This window comes from Bacillus sp. ISL-7, assembly GCF_018613065.1.
Map to the genome: position 1 here is coordinate 1 of NZ_JAGGQW010000110.1, position 16,380 is coordinate 16,380.

A 16,380-nucleotide genomic window follows, 5' to 3' on the forward strand; every position below is an offset into this window, starting at 1 on the left:
AATGGCGAGAAGGTCACACCCGTTCCCATACCGAACACGGAAGTTAAGCTTCTCAGCGCCGATGGTAGTTGGGACACGCGTCCCTGTGAGAGTAGGACGTTGCCAGGCATATCTAAGAACAACTCATTTTTGGGTTGTTCTTTTTGTTATGTGGAGAAACTTGTTTAGTGTTAGACGATTAGGGATTTACCATGCCCGTTAATGAGTAAAATGTCCATCGGAGGGGTTCCGAGGGACAAAACCCCACTAGTGGACAGGAAAAATGTCTATCGGAATGGTTCCGAAGGACAAAACCCCACTAGTGGACAGGAAAAATGTCTATCGGAATGGTTCCGAAGGACAAAACCCCACCAGTGAACAGGAAAAATGTCCATCGGAGGGGTTCCGAAGGACAAAGCCCCACCAGTGGACAGGAAAAATGTCTATCGGAAGGGTTCCGAAGGACAAAGCCCCACCAGTGGACAGGAAAAATGTCCATCGGAAGGGTTCCGAAGGACAAAGCCCCACCAGTGGACAGGAAAAATGTCTATCGTAAAGGTTCCGAAGGACAAAACCCAGATAAAAACACCTAAAAGAGGATGTCCAAAAGCGGGGCTTTATTTGACAACCTCTTTTTTTATATTAATTATACTATCCCATCAAATACTGATAAATCAAAAAGGGTCCTTTCTGCATGGTGATATCAAGAAAAGAACATATGAATGGATAATCCTGATTGGGCATCATTTTGGTCAACTCACTCCACCATTCCGTTTCATAGCGGGCGATCATACTTAAATTGTAAAGCAATAAATAATGGACCAATAGTTCTGGGAAATTGAAATAGTTCTCTTTATTCAGAGGCAATGCAAAGGTTTCATTCTCAATATTATATTTAAGTGGAGAATTTCCAAAAAGAGAAGTCGTGTTCATCGAAAATGCCAGACCATCATTTGAAAATTCCACTCCTTTTTCAAACTTAGATGTCAAAAATTCCTTAAACCGATTTTCTGTCATATGAAAATGATCTAATACGGTTTCAGGTACAAAAAACTGTTTTTGATCCGTTTGTAACTTAATAAATGTCCTTTTCCCTTCAAGTAAAAAGAATAAATCATCCAGTTCTGGTATAAGCTGTAGTAATTCCTCCATAATGACTTTCTCCCCTTCCAATTGTTTCATGTGAAACAATTTTTCAGAGATGAAGGGGAAAAGTCCATTTTTTTGAAATTTAACTTCGTCTTGAAAGAAATGATAATTCTGCTTCTTCCTTTTCCTTGTCGAAACTCCGTGTGCTAAAACCGCCGTTGTTTCTGGATAAGCAGGATCAACGGTTAATATACATGCTTTAATTAAATGGACGAGACCATAAAAAAGTAAAATTGGTTTTATAATAAGAGGAGAGCTTTCTGCTTGTTGATAATAAATTTGTCCGTGTTCAAGATAATAAAGAAAGGCATAACAATTTTCATAGCTTTTTTGTTCAGGATTCTCGATCTGACGCTTTTGGTAACAACCTTTTAAAAAGCGTTGGCAGTATTCTGCCGAAAAGAAGCAAGAGTAGCTTTTCCAATCTTTATATTCAATACCCAAGACTATATCACCTTTTTCAGAAGAATCAGACTAATACTTATTCCTTGACAGTATTTTATCCAATTGATAACCTACAAATAATATTTTTTTCCTGGGGGCCATAAAAATGTGGGAAAGTAAATTTTCAAAAGAAGGTTTAACGTTTGATGATGTATTATTAATTCCTGGTAAATCTGAGGTATTGCCAAGAGATGTAAACATGCAAGTGGAATTATCACCAAGTGTAAAGCTGAACATTCCAATCATAAGTGCTGGGATGGATACAGTAACAGAATCAGAAATGGCTATATCAATGGCTCGCCAAGGCGGTTTAGGGATCATTCATAAAAATATGACCATTGATCAGCAAGCGGAGCAGGTTGAAAAGGTAAAGAGATCGGAAAGCGGGGTTATTACTGATCCATTTTTCCTAACACCAGAGCACCAAGTGTTTGACGCGGAGCATTTAATGGGAAAATATCGTATTTCCGGAGTACCAATCGTAAATAACTTTGAAGAACAAAAGCTTATCGGTATTATCACCAATAGGGATCTTCGCTTTATTCAAGACCAAGATTATTCATTTAAAATTTCTGACGTAATGACCAAAGAGAAACTTGTCACAGCCCCAGTCGGAACGACGTTAAAAGAGGCAGAGAAGATTCTGCAGCGCTACAAAATTGAAAAACTTCCGCTTGTAAATGAGCAGGGTGTTTTAAAAGGGCTAATAACAATTAAAGATATCGAAAAGGTTATTGAATTTCCAAACTCCGCTAAGGATAGCCAAGGCCGTTTATTAGCCGGAGCTGCGGTCGGTGTAACAAGCGACACAATGAAACGTGTGGATATGCTGGTAAAAGCGAATGTCGATGTGATTGTCCTCGATACAGCCCATGGACATTCAAAAGGTGTCCTCGATATGGTAAAGGAAATCAGAACTGCGTATCCTGACCTAACCATTATTGCTGGAAACGTGGCAACAGCTGAAGGAACCAAAGCTTTAATTGAGGCAGGAGCAGATGTGGTAAAAGTAGGAATTGGACCTGGTTCTATTTGTACGACAAGGGTTGTAGCAGGTGTTGGTGTTCCGCAAATTACCGCTGTTTATGATTGTGCATCAGAAGCGCTCAAGCATGGTAAAACGATTATTGCTGATGGCGGCATCAAATACTCTGGTGACATCGTGAAAGCCCTGGCAGCTGGTGGACATGCTGTTATGCTTGGCAGTCTATTGGCTGGGGTAACAGAGAGTCCAGGTGAGACAGAGATCTTCCAAGGACGACGTTTTAAGGTATATCGTGGCATGGGTTCCGTTGCAGCGATGGAAAAAGGTTCTAAAGACCGCTATTTCCAAGAAGATAATAAAAAGTTCGTTCCAGAAGGAATTGAAGGACGGATTCCATATAAAGGGCCGTTAGCAGAAACCATTTATCAGCTGATCGGCGGCCTCAGGTCAGGAATGGGCTATTGTGGAACTAAAGACCTTGAGGAATTAAGGATGAAGGCACAATTTATTAAAATGACCGGTGCGGGTCTTAGAGAGAGTCATCCACATGATGTCCAAATCACAAAAGAGGCTCCAAATTACTCGCTATAATCATTAAAACAGAGAAGCGTGACTTCTCTGTTTTTTTTTATGTAAAAAGGCCTAGGAATGTGTGCGAAACTTTCAAAAATAGCCATAAGATGGTTCATAGCTCCGTCTATGATTTGCCATAGAGTTATGTTAAAATAACCAAAGTGTATAAATTCTTGGAGGGCGTTAAAGTGAACAAACATTTTTATAGGAAATGTATTGCCAGTGCTATGGCAATGATTATGTTTTTTGGACTATTTGCTGGTGTTGATATAGCGAAGGCAGACGCAGCATTAAATGTGAATGCAGATGGAGCTATTTTGGTTGATGGAGAAACGGGCAAGATTTTATATGAAAAGAATGCTGACAGTCCATTAGGAATTGCCAGTATGACGAAAATGATGACTGAGTATCTTTTACTCGATGCTGTAAAACATGGTAAGGTGAAATGGGATCAGGAATATACAGTAAGTGATCTTGTTTATAAAATCTCACAGCCGACTGGTTTATCTAATGTCCCATTACGCCTTGGTGAAAAATATAAGGTTCGAGAATTATATGAAGCAATGGCTATTTATTCTGCAAATGGAACAACCATTGCTCTAGCAGAAGTCATTGGCGGTACGGAAACCAATTTTGTGAAAATGATGAATGACAAGGCAAAAAAATTAGGATTGAAAAATAGTAAATTTGTAAACTCCACCGGTTTGAATAATAAAGATTATAACGGTGACCAACCAGAAGGAGCAGGAGCAGATGAAGAAAACGTTATGTCCCCTCATGACGTGGCGACATTAGCTTTTCATCTCATAAATGATTATCCAGATGTTCTAAAAACGGCTAGTACGCCTAAAAAGGTATTCCGAGAAGGAACAGAAGATAGAATAGAAATGCAAAACTGGAACTGGATGCTGCCATCATTGGTTTATGGTTATCAAGGCATGGATGGACTAAAAACAGGTACCACTGATTTTGCAGGCTACTGTTTTACAGGGACAGCAAGCCGTGATGGTAAACGATTCATAACTGTTGTTCAAAATGCTAAGGATATTAGCGGCAAAAACGATGGGTATAAGGCACGCTTTGGTGAAACGAAAAAAATGCTGGATTATGCTTTCAGCAATTATACGAAGGAAAAGCTTGTTCCTAAACATTATCAAGTAAAAGATCAGAAAACCGTTCCTGTTGTTAAAGGAAAAGAGGATCAAGTAAAAATCTATACGAAATCAGCTATAAATATGATGATTCAGAATGGCGGAAAAAAAGATTATCAACCAGTCCTTGTACTAGATAAAAAGAAACTGAATAAAAACGGTGAGCTAACCGCACCAATTAAAAAAGGTGAAACGGTTGGTTACGTAACAGTTGCACCAAAAAACGGAGGAAAAGTTAAGTTCTTAACAGCAGAAGGTCAACAAAAGGCCAAGGTTGATGTGATTGCTGCAAATGATGTAGAAAAGTCAAACTGGTTTGTGTTAATGATGAGAGGCATCGGTAGTTTTTTTGGTGATGTCTGGCATGGAATTTCTACTGCTGTTAAAGGATGGTTTTAATTTAATTTAAGCAGTAGAACCTCTAGGTGGTAATAATAGGATGTACGCGAAAAGGATTCTTGTCTTGACAGGAATCCTTTTTTGTTGCTTTAATGTTTTTATGGGGTTAAAATAATTCCGACTAAATTAATAAAGATTTCTGAAACTATGAGAAAATTTTTCTTAATATTAAAAGAAATAATTAGGGGGATTTAGAAATGATAACAGGTACTGATCTCGTAAAACGTGGTATGGCTGAAATGCAAAAGGGCGGCGTCATCATGGATGTTGTTAATGCAGAGCAGGCGAAAATTGCTGAAGAAGCAGGAGCAGTAGCAGTAATGGCTTTAGAGCGTGTTCCTTCAGATATCCGCGCAGCTGGCGGTGTAGCAAGAATGGCAGACCCTAGAATCATTGAAGCAGTTATGGGTGCTGTGACGATCCCTGTAATGGCTAAAGGAAGAATTGGACATATTGTAGAAGCGCGCATTCTTGAAGCAATGGGTGTTGACTATATCGATGAGAGTGAAGTTTTAACACCTGCTGATGAAGAATACCATTTAAATAAAAGAGATTATACTGTACCGTTTGTATGCGGCTGTCGTGACCTTGGTGAGGCTGCCCGCAGGATTGGTGAAGGAGCATCTATGCTTCGTACAAAAGGCGAACCAGGAACAGGTAATATTGTTGAAGCAGTCCGCCATATCCGTAAGGTAAATGCTCAAGTCCGTAAAGTTGTTGCAATGAATGAGGACGAGCTTATGACAGAAGCAAAGCTATTAGGTGCACCATATGAAATCCTCTTAGAAATTAAACGAATTGGCAAGCTGCCAGTTGTTAACTTTGCTGCTGGCGGTGTGGCAACACCTGCTGATGCTGCGTTAATGATGCAATTAGGAGCGGACGGTGTATTTGTTGGTTCTGGTATCTTTAAATCAGAAAACCCAGCGAAATTTGCTAGAGCGATTGTTGAAGCAACTACACATTATCAAGACTATAAATTAATTGCTGAACTTTCAAAGGATCTTGGAACACCAATGAAAGGGATCGAAATTTCATCACTAGCACCTGAAGCACGCATGCAGGAGCGTGGATGGTAAGATGATTAGAATCGGCGTTCTTGCTCTACAAGGGGCGGTCCGTGAACATATGAGCTCAATAGAAGCATGTGGTGTAGAGGCCGTCGCAATCAAAAGAAAAGAAGAACTACAAGAAGTGGATGGCCTCATTCTTCCTGGCGGAGAAAGTACAGCAATGCGACGTTTAATTGACAAATATGATTTTATGGATGCCCTTAAAGAATTTGCTCAAGAAGGGAAACCTATGTTCGGAACCTGTGCGGGGCTCATTTTATTAGCCAAAGATCTTGTTGGCTATAACGAGTCACACATCGGTGTAATGGACATTAAGGTGGAACGTAACTCGTTTGGACGCCAAGTTGACAGCTTTGAGGCGGACCTTGCGATTAAAGACGTCGCTGAAAGCTTCCCAGCAGTATTTATTCGTGCACCGCACATCGTTGAGGCGGGAGAGAATGTTGAAATTCTGTCCAAGCATAATGACCGCATCGTGGCCGCGCGGGAAGGACAATTTCTAGGCTGTTCCTTCCATCCTGAGTTGACGGATAATCATGGTCTTACTTCGTACTTCGTCGAGATGGTGAAGGAAGCGAAGGCTAAACATCTGGTATAATTGGGTTGCATTTGGTTTATAATTATAGTAATTTAAAATTACAAAATCTAAATAAAGATTAAAGCAATGAGAGGAACTAGTAACAGGATATTCATTCTCTAGAGAGCCGGTGGTTGGTGTGAACCGGTGGATGAAGCTTGTGAATCCCTCCTCGAGCAAGGTGCGGAACACCTCCTCATGAGGTCAGTAAGTACTTTCGGTAGAAACCGTTAACGTTTTTTCGAGGTGGACAGTTTTTTCTGTCAACCAGGGTGGTATCGCGAGTAACTCTCGTCCCTGTATTAGGGGCGGGAGTTTTTTTATTTTTAAGCGGATGCGCCCGTGAAGCAAGTCTAATCTAAAATATTTTTAAAAAAGGAGCGCTGTTATTATGCTGGATATTAAAGTGTTAAGAGCTGATTTTGAAGATGTAAAAGCAAAACTTCAAAAGCGTGGAGAAGATTTATCTGCTCTCGACCAATTTGAAGAACTCGACCAAAGAAGACGCGAATTGATTGTGGAAACAGAAAAGTTAAAAAGCCGTCGAAATGAGGTTTCTCAGCAGGTTGCTTCTTTAAAGCGTGAAAAGCAGGATGCCGATCACTTAATTAAAGAAATGCGTGAGGTTGGTGACCAGATCAAAACGTTTGATGATGAATTACGAGTGGTTGAAGAGTCATTAGAGCTTTTGATGTTGAGCATTCCAAATATCCCGCATGAAAGTGTTCCAGTTGGTGAAACCGAGGATGATAATATTGAAATTAGACAGTGGGGCAAGGTGCGTGAGTTTGAGTTTGAAGTCAAGCCTCACTGGGATGTTGCTGATCAACTAGGTATTCTGGATTTTGAACGAGCTGGTAAAGTAACTGGAAGCCGTTTTGTCTTTTATAAAGGGTTAGGAGCTCGTTTAGAACGTGCATTAATGAGCTTCATGTTAGACCTCCATGTTGATGAGCATGGTTATACAGAGATATTACCGCCATATTTAGTCAACCGGGCAAGCATGACGGGAACTGGCCAGCTTCCTAAATTCGAAGAAGATGCGTTTTTGATTGAAAATGAAGATTACTTCTTGATTCCAACAGCAGAGGTACCTGTCACCAATTTTCATCGAGATGAGATTTTAAGCGGTGAAGACCTGCCAATCCGCTTCGCCGCATACAGTGCGTGTTTCCGCTCTGAGGCTGGCTCTGCGGGCCGTGATACACGAGGCTTGATTCGTCAGCATCAATTTAACAAAGTTGAACTTGTAAAGTTTGTTAAGCCTGAGGATTCTTATCAGGAACTGGAAAAGCTGACAAATGACGCTGAACGGGTATTACAATTACTTGATCTGCCATACCGTGTGTTAAGCATGTGTACAGCTGACCTTGGCTTTACCGCAGCAAAAAAATATGACATTGAAGTTTGGATTCCAAGCTATGGAACTTACCGAGAAATTTCTTCTTGCAGTAATTTTGAGGCCTTCCAGGCAAGGCGGGCAAATATTCGCTTCCGTCGCGAACCAAAGGCTAAACCAGAGCATGTACACACCTTAAATGGTTCTGGCCTCGCGATTGGCCGCACGGTGGCTGCCATTTTAGAAAATTACCAGCAAGCCGATGGCAGTGTCGTGATTCCTACGGTTTTACGTCCATATATGGGCAACCGCGAAGTCATTAAGCCAATGTGAAATTAAAGCTGTGTTAAAGTTAAATGTTGATTTTACACACTCTGTTGATTGGAGTGGAATGTGCGAGACTCCTGCGGGAGCACGGGACAGGGGAGATCCCACAGGCGCGAAGCGCCGAGGAGGCTCCCCGGAACGCCCGCGAACCGCACGCACATGGAACGGAAATCAACAGACAAGTTTAACAAAGCTAAAATTACAAAAAACTGGACAGACAAAAATTTGTCCAGTTTTTTATTTAGTATGTTGACATAGTAAAAACAATATGGTAAATTAGTTTTTGTTGATACGGAGGAATACCCAAGTTTGGCTGAAGGGATCGGTCTTGAAAACCGACAGGCGGGTCATTCCGCGCGGGGGTTCGAATCCCTCTTCCTCCTCCATTAAAATTTTAAATCGCGCATAAAAACTGGAGATAATGGTTCGTTACAGTACATGTAACGGATTTTTTTTATGCTCTAAAAAATAAAGGACATAAAAAAACACATACTGGATTACCCAATATGTGCTGTTCTCATATTTAATATTTCTTGTAGTTTATCTTCAACCGCACGGCAGACCTTAGTGGCATCTTCTTCATTTTTTACGACGTCTGTCGTATCCATATCAATCACTAATACTTCACTTGCTGCATACTGATTCATGACCCACTCATCATAACCCTTCCAAACCTCGAAGTAGTATTCCTTCAGCTCAGGGTTTATTTCAAAGCTTCGACCGCGCGCCATAATCCGATCAATTACCGTATCGAACGAACCTTTAAGGTAAACCATTAAATCTGGCGCTTTCCTTGGAAGTTCATTTAGTTCTTCAAGCATATTTTCAACTAAGTCTTCGTAAATTTTAAATTCCAAATCTGATATTCTGCCTAATGATTTATTTACATAAGCAAAATACCAATCTTCATATATGGAACGGTCCTGAATGGTGTAAACAGGCTCTCTCCAACTGACGCACTCCTTAACCGTTTTAAAGCGTTTATTTAAGAAGAATAATTGAAGAAGGAAAGGAATCCTTCTTGCATCTAACTCTTCAGGTGTCAGTTCGTAATAGAGCGGTAGAATCGGATTGTCATCCACCGATTCATAAAACACTTTACTATCTATTCCTCTATTTTGAAAGTGTGCATTCAATGTGTCTGCAACACTTGTTTTTCCAAGACCTATCATACCACCAATTACGATACTCACTAACATTCCCCTGTTCTATAGTGTTTTAGTCCAGCTGCTTTTTTTTAATGCTAATGATAACTGACCAATAATATGGTTTAAATCATGTTCATTTTTTACAAAATCCAATTCATCTCCACTGAAACGAAGAACTGGTATTTCAGGATGTTCTTTTTCAAAGATCATCATTGTTTCTTCATAATCAAGCGATAACTGCTCTAAATATAAGGGGCTGATATTTTTTTCGACTTCACGCCCTCTTACTTTGATGCGTTTTAAAAGCGTGTCTAGGCTTGCATTCAGATAAATAATCACGTTAGGCTTCGGCATATCCTCGGTAAGGATTTGATAAATTTTATAGTATTTTTGATACTCGTTCCTGCTTAATGAACGCTTAGCAAAAATTAAATTCTTGAAGATATGATAATCCGCTACGACGGATTGCTTTTGGCTTAAGAAATGGGTATTGATATCCCCTAATTGCTTAAAGCGATTGCAGAGGAAAAACATTTCCGTTTGAAAACTCCACTCCTCAATATTTTCATAGAATTTCCCTAGAAATGGATTTTCATCAACAATCTCTTTTAGTAATGCAAATTCGAATTGCGCTGAAATGGCTTTAGCGAGAGATGTTTTGCCAACACCTATCGGCCCTTCAACGGTAATAAAAGGTGTATCCCCCATTGCAAGTCCTCCTTCTCCAACTGCCTACACTCTATGTTTCACCAGATAAACTGGTTATTTAGTACCGTAAAACAGGCAAAGACTATTTTATCATAATCTCACTCAGGAAGGGATAAGGAATATTTAGAAGTAATCCGTTTTATGTCGAATATATGAAAAAACTGCCGAATAGGGGCAGTTTTTGTAGAATAAAAATAGTTAAGTCCCACGTTTGGTGACATTGAAATTGTCCACGATCAACAGCCAGTTTTGCGGGAAAGCTAGCCCAAGCTTCCAATAACTCATTCCCCTAATATTTAACTCTTTAATTAAGTCAAACTTTGCCTGGATCGAGCGGGCATCCTCGAACCAAACCTCATGCTGCTTCCCGGCATCGGTATATCTAAAAAATGGGGCCTGGGCTTTGGTGTCATATTGTATCGGGACATTGTGGCTTGCGGCCAGCTGTATCGCCTGCTGTGGGCTCACTGCCTTCGCCACTGACCCCGGCACGAATGGCAGTGTCCAATCATAGCCATACAGGTTCTGTCCCATCATAATTTTATTTGCTGGAATATCAGTTATCGCATACTCCAATACTCTTCTTACTTGATCAATTGGCGAAACAGCCATCGCAGGGCCGCCGCTATAACCCCATTCATAGGTCATAATGACGACAAAGTCAGCGATTTCGCCGTGTGCCTTATAATCATGCCCTTCATACCATTTTCCTTTTTGGGTTGCACTAGTCTTTGGGGCAAGGGCGGTTGACATGAGCCAGCCTTGACGTGAGAATCTTTGTTTTGCTTTTCGTAAAAAGCGATTATAGGCCTCGCGATCAGCAGGGCGTAAAAACTCAAAGTCAAAGTGAATATCACGGAAGCCATACTTATTGGCAGTGGTGACAATATTGTTAAGAAATTTATCTTGAATGGCTGTATCATTCAAAAGAATCCGACCGAGTTCATCGCTAAACTGGTCATTTTCTTGATTGTTAATAACCATCATTAAGACATTGCGATTGGCTTTAGCGATGGCAGGAAAGTTATTAAGTAATGGTTCTTTCAAGGTACCATCGCGCCGTGCTTGAAAGCTAAAGGGGGCTAAATACGTAAGATAAGGTGCGGCCTCACGGGCACTGGATTCTAGGACAGGGGCTACAGTGGTGCCGCGCGGTTCAACGTACGCGTTAAACTCTGCGTTTCTTTTTTTACCTTGAGGTATATAGAGACGGAAGCCTACATTAAGTGGTTGATTTACATTAATCCGATTGATGGTGGCCAGCTCCTGATAAGGGACGCCAACCTTTCTTGATATAGAGAATAAGGAATCACCTGGCTGCACGAAGTAAAAGTGACCGATGATTGGAATGACAAGCGACTGTCCGATAACTAGATTGTTTGGATTGGGTAAATCATTTGCCTCAACGATATCTTGAACAGTTGTATGATAAGTCCTAGCGATTGTAGTTAAGGATTCATTACTTTTTATCACATGGATTTGCATCCTAATACCTCCTTGGCAAATATGCGTTGCAACTATTTTATGAGGGAGGGAGCGGATAAATGATATAATGCTGATAAATTATATCTGTACTAGGGTGCATCCTTGCCTTTAAGACATTCTCTATCATCGTTAAGGCGTACTGATAGGTCAATAATTTTATGTAAATCGGCCTGCCATAAATTATAATGGTCATTAATAAAGATGACCGGCAATTTTTTACCGTTAAATTGAATTTTTAAAGGGGAAATATGATGACAATTGAGCGAATGCAAGATGAAGATTTTATGAGAGAAGCAATAAAGGAAGCTAATAAAGCAGAAGAGCTGAATGAGGTGCCGATTGGTGCCGTTATTGTAATAGAAGGAAAGGTTGTTGCTAGGGCCCACAATTTACGCGAGAACGAGCAAAATGCCATCGCCCATGCTGAATTATTAGCGATTGATCAGGCCTGCAAGGAACTGCGCTCGTGGCGCCTTGAAGATGCCACCTTATATGTAACGTTAGAGCCTTGTCCAATGTGCGCAGGGGCAATCATGTTATCAAGGGTCAAACGAGTCGTTTATGGTGCAGTTGACCCTAAGGGCGGCTGTGCGGGTACACTCATGAACCTCTTGGAGGATGAGCGCTTCAACCATCAGAGTGAGGTTATCAGCGGTGTATTAGAGAAAGAATGCGGGCGAATACTCTCCGACTTTTTTCGAAAAATAAGAGAGCGGAAAAAGCTCGAGAAAAAAGTGCAAAAGGATGAACTTACAAAAACTGACAGTGAATAGTGATTGCTTTTTTACGAGAATATTTGTATACTAAGAAAGCGTCATAGAGACGCACTAAACTTTGGTATCAACTTTGCCGTGCTAGGTGGGGAGGTAGCGGTGCCCTGTACCCGCAATCCGCTCTAGCGGGACTGAATTCCTTCCCGAGGCTAACGACCTGTAGGGTCTGCCTTAAGTAAGTGGTGTTGACGCCCGGGTCCTGCGCAATGGGAATCCATGAACCATGTCAGGTCCGGAAGGAAGCAGCATTAAGTGGACGCTCCCATGTGCCGCAGGGTTGCCTGGGCCGAGCTAACTGCTTAAGTAACGCTTATGGGCGTTAGTCGACGGAAGGTGCACGGCTGTTATATTACATAAATTAACTCATCTCAGAATTGGGATGAGTTTTTTTGTACATTCAACTAGATTCATTTTGTAAAAACCAAAATGGTTAAGGTATAATAAGAAAAGTAGAAAGATGAAAAATTTGAAGGGGGCGATTGTCAATTGGCTTATCAGGCTTTATACCGTGTTTGGCGGCCTCAAACATTTATTGATGTAGTAGGACAAGAACATGTAACCAAGACATTGCAAAACGCCCTGCTTCAACAAAAGATCTCTCATGCATATCTTTTTTCAGGACCGAGAGGAACAGGGAAAACAAGTGCGGCTAAAATATTAGCAAAGGCGATAAATTGTGAACGTTCGCCGGTTTCAGAGCCATGTAACGAGTGTGCTGCCTGTCTCGGAATCACCAATGGGACAATATCGGATGTGCTGGAATTTGACGCTGCTTCGAACTCACGGGTGGAGGAAATGCGTGATGTTCTTGATAAGGTCAAATTTGCACCTACTTCGGTTAATTATAAGGTCTATATTATTGATGAAGTACATATGCTATCCATTAGCGCATTCAATGCATTGTTAAAAACATTAGAAGAACCGCCAAAGCATGTGATCTTTATTTTAGCAACGACAGAACCTCATAAAATCCCCTTAACTATTATTTCAAGATGTCAGCGCTTTGACTTTAGAAGAATTACAGCTGGAGCAATCGTCAAACGGATGAAATTAATCGTTGAGGAAACTGGAGTCAATTGTGATGAGCAAGCCCTGCAATTAATTGCCCGGGCAGCAGATGGCGGGATGCGTGATGCGCTCAGTTTATTAGATCAGGCCATATCGTATAGCCAGGACCAGGTATCAATTGAGGATGCCTTAACGGTAACCGGATCAGTATCGCAGGGATTTTTGAATAAGCTTGCCTTAGCATTCAGGGAAAAAGATGTTGCGAGCGGGTTAGAAGCACTGGATGAACTTTTATTTCATGGAAAAGACCCAATGCGCTTTATTGAGGATTTAATTTTATTTTATCGTGATATGCTGCTTTATAAAACAGCACCAAACCTTGAAGAATCCCTTGAAAGAGTGATGCTTGATGATGATTTTCGAATCATGGCTGAAACCATCTCAATGGAGCAGATTTATCAGCTCATCGATCTCTTGAATAAAACTCAACAAGAAATGCGCTGGACCAACCATCCAAGAATTTTCCTTGAAGTAGCGATCGTTAAGTTATGTCAAATGGAAGTTAAACACACAGAGCAAGCAAATCCAGCACAAATTGAACAATTAATAACAAGAATCGGCCAGCTTGAGACAGAACTGCAGCATTTAAAGGAAACTGGTGTGGCGGCAGTCCCGCAAGATACCGCAACACAAGCGCAGAAGTCTGCGCCTAGGTCTTCTAAAAAGACATTTCAACCTGCAGTTGGAAAAATCAATGAAGTATTAAAGCAGGCAACGAAAAGCGATCTAAATGTCATCAAAACCAATTGGGGCGAATTGCGGGCAAGTCTTTTAAAATCACAAGCCGCCCTGTTAAACGATGCAGAGCCAATTGCAGCGTCCTCAACTGCTTTTATTATAAAATTCAAGCATGAGATGATTTGTCAAATGGCAATGAATCGTGCGGATTTTCTTGATGCTGTGATCGCCGCATTATATAAATTAACCGGCAAAAGATTCATCCTTTTAGGTGTTCCTGAAGACCAGTGGCTGCCAATTCGCGAAAACTTTTTGAATAGTCATGATGGTGCTGAAGGAGAAACCAGCGAAGCACCTAAGGAAGAAGAACCACATATTGCCGAGGCGAAAAAAATATTTGGCGAAGAATTTGTGGAAATTATTGATTAATAACTAACTAATTGGCTGTGTTAAGCTAATTGTTGATTTTGCACACTCTGTTGATTGGAGCGGAAGGCGCGAGACTCCTGCGGGAGTACGGGGCTGGGGGAGACCCCACAGGCGAGTATCGCCGAGGAGACTCCCCGGACCGCCCGCGGAAAGCGAAGCGCTTGGAGCGGAAATCAACAGACCTGTTTAACACAGCTAAATAATTAAATGGAGGTAGATGGTAATGATGCGTGGTGGCGGAATGGGAAATATGCAAAATATGATGAAACAAATGCAAAAGATGCAAAAGGAAATGGCGAAAGCACAAGAAGAATTAGGTGAAAAGAAGATTGAAGGATCTGCTGGCGGTGGAATGGTCACAGTAGTGGTAACCGGTCATAAGGAAGTTGTCGATGTAATTATCAAACCAGAGGCAGTCGATCCGGATGATATCGAAATGCTTCAAGACCTTGTTTTAGCTGCAACAAATGATGCTCTTAAAAAGGTAGAAGAGTTAACAAACAGTACGATGGGGCAATTTACAAAAGGAATGAACCTTCCTTTTTAGGAGTGGAATAGCAAAAGATGCATTATCCTGAACCAATATCTAAGCTGATTGACAGCTTTATGAAGCTGCCAGGTATCGGCCCAAAAACGGCCGGTCGTCTGGCTTTTTTTGTCCTAAGTATGAAAGAGGATACGGTGCTTGATTTTGCAAAAGCACTAGTGAATGCCAAACGAAATCTAACCTATTGTTCTGTCTGTGGTCATATCACGGATCAGGATCCATGTTATATTTGTGAGGACCAACGCCGGGATAGAAGTATCATTTGTGTCGTCCAAGATCCTAAAGATGTGATAGCGATGGAAAAAATGAAGGAATTCAACGGTTTGTACCATGTTCTGCATGGGGCGATTTCCCCGATGGATGGGATAGGTCCTGAGGATATCAATATCCCTGACCTCTTAAAACGTCTTCAGGATGAAACAGTTACTGAAGTGATCCTAGCGACTAACCCTAATATCGAAGGGGAAGCAACCGCGATGTACATTTCACGTTTGTTAAGGCCATCAGGGATTAAAACGACAAGAATTGCGCATGGGCTTCCTGTTGGCGGGGACCTTGAATATGCGGATGAGGTAACCTTATCGAAAGCGATTGAAGGCCGGAGAGAATTTTAAAAAGACGCGGAGGAATCAGTCATGTTTTTTCAGCGTAAAGGTCGGCTGCGTAAGGAGTATAATGAAAAGTTCTTAATGCAGTTGAATCGATATAAAGAACATTGGCAGCAAGAAAAGCTGCTGTTGGAAAAAAGTTTTGATCCTTCCGAAGAAGTGATTTGCCAAACAAAAATTGCTGAGGCAAAATATATCTTTCTATTAAAAGAAGCAAAGCAGCGGAATGTTACCTTAATGAGATAAAAACTAAGCTATTTCCTTTTTTAGGTCTATCTTTATCAACTTGTACATAAGTTGAAACAAAGTGACTTAAGAAGGGGGATAGCTTTTTTGGAACCAATTATCGTAATATCCATCCTCGGAGGGCTCGTACTTATCCTTTTATTTACGGGTGCTCCTTTCAAGCCCGCTCGATTGGTTGGACAGGCTGCTATTAAATTAGTCATTGGAGCGCTATTTTTATTCTTCTTAAATGCTGCGGGTAACCGCTATGGAATTCATGTGCCGATTAATTTTGCTACATCGGCTATTTCAGGATTTTTAGGAATCCCGGGTCTAATCGCTTTAGCTGCTATTCAACATTGGGTACTCTAGTCCTAAAACCGCTGAAAAGAAGCGGTTTTTCTTTTTGAAAAACAAATTTATAAAAAGGTATTGACCAATCCTTTTATATGCTGTAATATATGAAAAGTCGTCACAGAGACGATGAAATGCAAATGAAAAAAGTTGTTGACTTCTGGTTGATAACTTGATAAGATAATAAAGTCGCTTTTAGGCGACAGAGAAATTGTTCTTTGAAAACTAAACAAACAAAATCGTGCAAACAAACAAAAATTTTAGTTTCAATTAAGAAACTAAGCCAACGTAACAAAATGAGCTAATCAACTTTCTTGGAGAGTTTGATCCTGGCTCAGGACGAACGCTGGCGGCGTGCCTA

At 40.9% G+C, this 16,380-nt stretch carries 15 protein-coding genes, 1 tRNA gene, 1 rRNA gene, 1 other RNA gene and 1 other annotated feature; of the genes, 14 read left to right on the forward strand and 4 right to left on the reverse strand.

The window, feature by feature from the left end:
- Nucleotides 1-108, forward strand: a 5S ribosomal RNA gene (gene rrf / locus J7E66_RS31265); the annotation flags it as partial.
- Between the two features lie 522 nt (nucleotides 109-630).
- Here rrf and J7E66_RS31270 read toward each other — a convergent pair.
- Nucleotides 631-1,572 (reverse strand): YaaC family protein, encoded by a 942-nt coding sequence (locus J7E66_RS31270; RefSeq protein ID WP_215007928.1) that lies wholly within the window; start codon nucleotides 1,570-1,572, stop codon nucleotides 631-633.
- A gap of 106 nt (nucleotides 1,573-1,678) precedes the next feature.
- Here J7E66_RS31270 and guaB point away from each other — a divergent pair, with 106 nt between their 5' ends.
- The 6 genes from guaB (at nucleotide 1,679) to J7E66_RS31300 (ending at nucleotide 8,382) form a co-directional block, all read left to right on the forward strand.
- A complete protein-coding gene (gene guaB, locus J7E66_RS31275; protein WP_215007930.1) occupies nucleotides 1,679-3,148 on the forward strand; it encodes an IMP dehydrogenase in 1,470 nt (489 codons plus the stop codon).
- Nucleotides 3,149-3,363: 215 nt separating this feature from the next.
- On the forward strand, nucleotides 3,364-4,680 hold the full coding sequence (locus J7E66_RS31280) for a D-alanyl-D-alanine carboxypeptidase family protein (RefSeq protein WP_251033233.1): 1,317 nt from the start codon (nucleotides 3,364-3,366) through the stop codon (nucleotides 4,678-4,680).
- Between the two features lie 197 nt (nucleotides 4,681-4,877).
- Nucleotides 4,878-5,759: a pyridoxal 5'-phosphate synthase lyase subunit PdxS gene (gene pdxS, locus J7E66_RS31285; protein WP_215007932.1), complete on the forward strand. Its 882-nt coding sequence runs from the start codon at nucleotides 4,878-4,880 to the stop codon at nucleotides 5,757-5,759.
- A gap of 1 nt (nucleotide 5,760) precedes the next feature.
- A complete protein-coding gene (gene pdxT / locus J7E66_RS31290; protein WP_215007934.1) occupies nucleotides 5,761-6,351 on the forward strand; it encodes a pyridoxal 5'-phosphate synthase glutaminase subunit PdxT in 591 nt (196 codons plus the stop codon).
- Between the two features lie 57 nt (nucleotides 6,352-6,408).
- Nucleotides 6,409-6,632: a binding site (T-box leader), on the forward strand.
- An 89-nt stretch (nucleotides 6,633-6,721) separates the two neighbouring features.
- Nucleotides 6,722-8,002 carry a serine--tRNA ligase gene (gene serS, locus J7E66_RS31295; protein ID WP_215007937.1) on the forward strand — a complete coding sequence of 427 codons (1,281 nt, stop codon included), beginning with the start codon at nucleotides 6,722-6,724 and terminating at the stop codon, nucleotides 8,000-8,002.
- A 287-nt stretch (nucleotides 8,003-8,289) separates the two neighbouring features.
- A tRNA-Ser gene (locus J7E66_RS31300) sits at nucleotides 8,290-8,382 on the forward strand.
- Between the two features lie 111 nt (nucleotides 8,383-8,493).
- Here J7E66_RS31300 and J7E66_RS31305 read toward each other — a convergent pair.
- The 3 genes from J7E66_RS31305 to J7E66_RS31315 all read right to left on the reverse strand — a co-directional run bounded on the left by J7E66_RS31305 (nucleotide 8,494) and on the right by J7E66_RS31315 (nucleotide 11,337).
- The gene (locus J7E66_RS31305) at nucleotides 8,494-9,189 is read right to left on the reverse strand and encodes a deoxynucleoside kinase (RefSeq protein ID WP_374103910.1); all 696 of its coding nucleotides are present in this window, start codon (nucleotides 9,187-9,189) and stop codon (nucleotides 8,494-8,496) included.
- Between the two features lie 15 nt (nucleotides 9,190-9,204).
- Nucleotides 9,205-9,852 carry a deoxynucleoside kinase gene (locus tag J7E66_RS31310; RefSeq protein ID WP_215007943.1) on the reverse strand — a complete coding sequence of 216 codons (648 nt, stop codon included), beginning with the start codon at nucleotides 9,850-9,852 and terminating at the stop codon, nucleotides 9,205-9,207.
- Between the two features lie 198 nt (nucleotides 9,853-10,050).
- Nucleotides 10,051-11,337, reverse strand: coding sequence for a glycosyl hydrolase family 18 protein (locus J7E66_RS31315; protein ID WP_215007946.1), 1,287 nt, complete (start codon nucleotides 11,335-11,337; stop codon nucleotides 10,051-10,053).
- Nucleotides 11,338-11,594: 257 nt separating this feature from the next.
- Here J7E66_RS31315 and tadA point away from each other — a divergent pair, with 257 nt between their 5' ends.
- From tadA to J7E66_RS31350, 7 genes are all read left to right on the forward strand, one after another.
- Entirely contained in the window at nucleotides 11,595-12,110 is a 516-nt protein-coding gene (gene tadA / locus J7E66_RS31320; protein ID WP_215007961.1) for a tRNA adenosine(34) deaminase TadA, read from the forward strand.
- A 76-nt stretch (nucleotides 12,111-12,186) separates the two neighbouring features.
- Nucleotides 12,187-12,451, forward strand: an RNA gene (gene ffs / locus J7E66_RS31325) — signal recognition particle sRNA large type.
- A gap of 145 nt (nucleotides 12,452-12,596) precedes the next feature.
- Nucleotides 12,597-14,285: a DNA polymerase III subunit gamma/tau gene (gene dnaX / locus J7E66_RS31330; protein ID WP_215007949.1), complete on the forward strand. Its 1,689-nt coding sequence runs from the start codon at nucleotides 12,597-12,599 to the stop codon at nucleotides 14,283-14,285.
- Nucleotides 14,286-14,511: 226 nt separating this feature from the next.
- Entirely contained in the window at nucleotides 14,512-14,832 is a 321-nt protein-coding gene (locus J7E66_RS31335; RefSeq protein WP_168245863.1) for a YbaB/EbfC family nucleoid-associated protein, read from the forward strand.
- Nucleotides 14,833-14,849: 17 nt separating this feature from the next.
- On the forward strand, nucleotides 14,850-15,446 hold the full coding sequence (recR, locus tag J7E66_RS31340; protein WP_088084902.1) for a recombination mediator RecR: 597 nt from the start codon (nucleotides 14,850-14,852) through the stop codon (nucleotides 15,444-15,446).
- Between the two features lie 21 nt (nucleotides 15,447-15,467).
- Entirely contained in the window at nucleotides 15,468-15,686 is a 219-nt protein-coding gene (locus tag J7E66_RS31345; protein WP_215007952.1) for a YaaL family protein, read from the forward strand.
- An 87-nt stretch (nucleotides 15,687-15,773) separates the two neighbouring features.
- Nucleotides 15,774-16,037, forward strand: coding sequence for a pro-sigmaK processing inhibitor BofA family protein (locus J7E66_RS31350; protein ID WP_215007955.1), 264 nt, complete (start codon nucleotides 15,774-15,776; stop codon nucleotides 16,035-16,037).
- The last annotated feature ends 343 nt before the right edge of the window (nucleotides 16,038-16,380 follow it).

Excerpts from the sequence above, each read along its gene's own strand:
- J7E66_RS31280 (WP_251033233.1), top strand. The coding sequence starts at position 3,364 with ATGATTATGTTTTTTGGACTATTTGCTGGTGTTGATATAGCGAAGGCA.
- recR (WP_088084902.1), top strand. The coding sequence starts at position 14,850 with ATGCATTATCCTGAACCAATATCTAAGCTGATTGACAGCTTTATGAAG.
- pdxS (WP_215007932.1), top strand. The coding sequence starts at position 4,878 with ATGATAACAGGTACTGATCTCGTAAAACGTGGTATGGCTGAAATGCAA.
- J7E66_RS31345 (WP_215007952.1), top strand. The coding sequence starts at position 15,468 with ATGTTTTTTCAGCGTAAAGGTCGGCTGCGTAAGGAGTATAATGAAAAG.
- J7E66_RS31335 (WP_168245863.1), top strand. The coding sequence starts at position 14,512 with ATGCGTGGTGGCGGAATGGGAAATATGCAAAATATGATGAAACAAATG.
- J7E66_RS31310 (WP_215007943.1), bottom strand. The coding sequence starts at position 9,852 with ATGGGGGATACACCTTTTATTACCGTTGAAGGGCCGATAGGTGTTGGC.
- guaB (WP_215007930.1), top strand. The coding sequence starts at position 1,679 with ATGTGGGAAAGTAAATTTTCAAAAGAAGGTTTAACGTTTGATGATGTA.
- J7E66_RS31315 (WP_215007946.1), bottom strand. The coding sequence starts at position 11,337 with ATGCAAATCCATGTGATAAAAAGTAATGAATCCTTAACTACAATCGCT.
- pdxT (WP_215007934.1), top strand. The coding sequence starts at position 5,761 with ATGATTAGAATCGGCGTTCTTGCTCTACAAGGGGCGGTCCGTGAACAT.
- serS (WP_215007937.1), top strand. The coding sequence starts at position 6,722 with ATGCTGGATATTAAAGTGTTAAGAGCTGATTTTGAAGATGTAAAAGCA.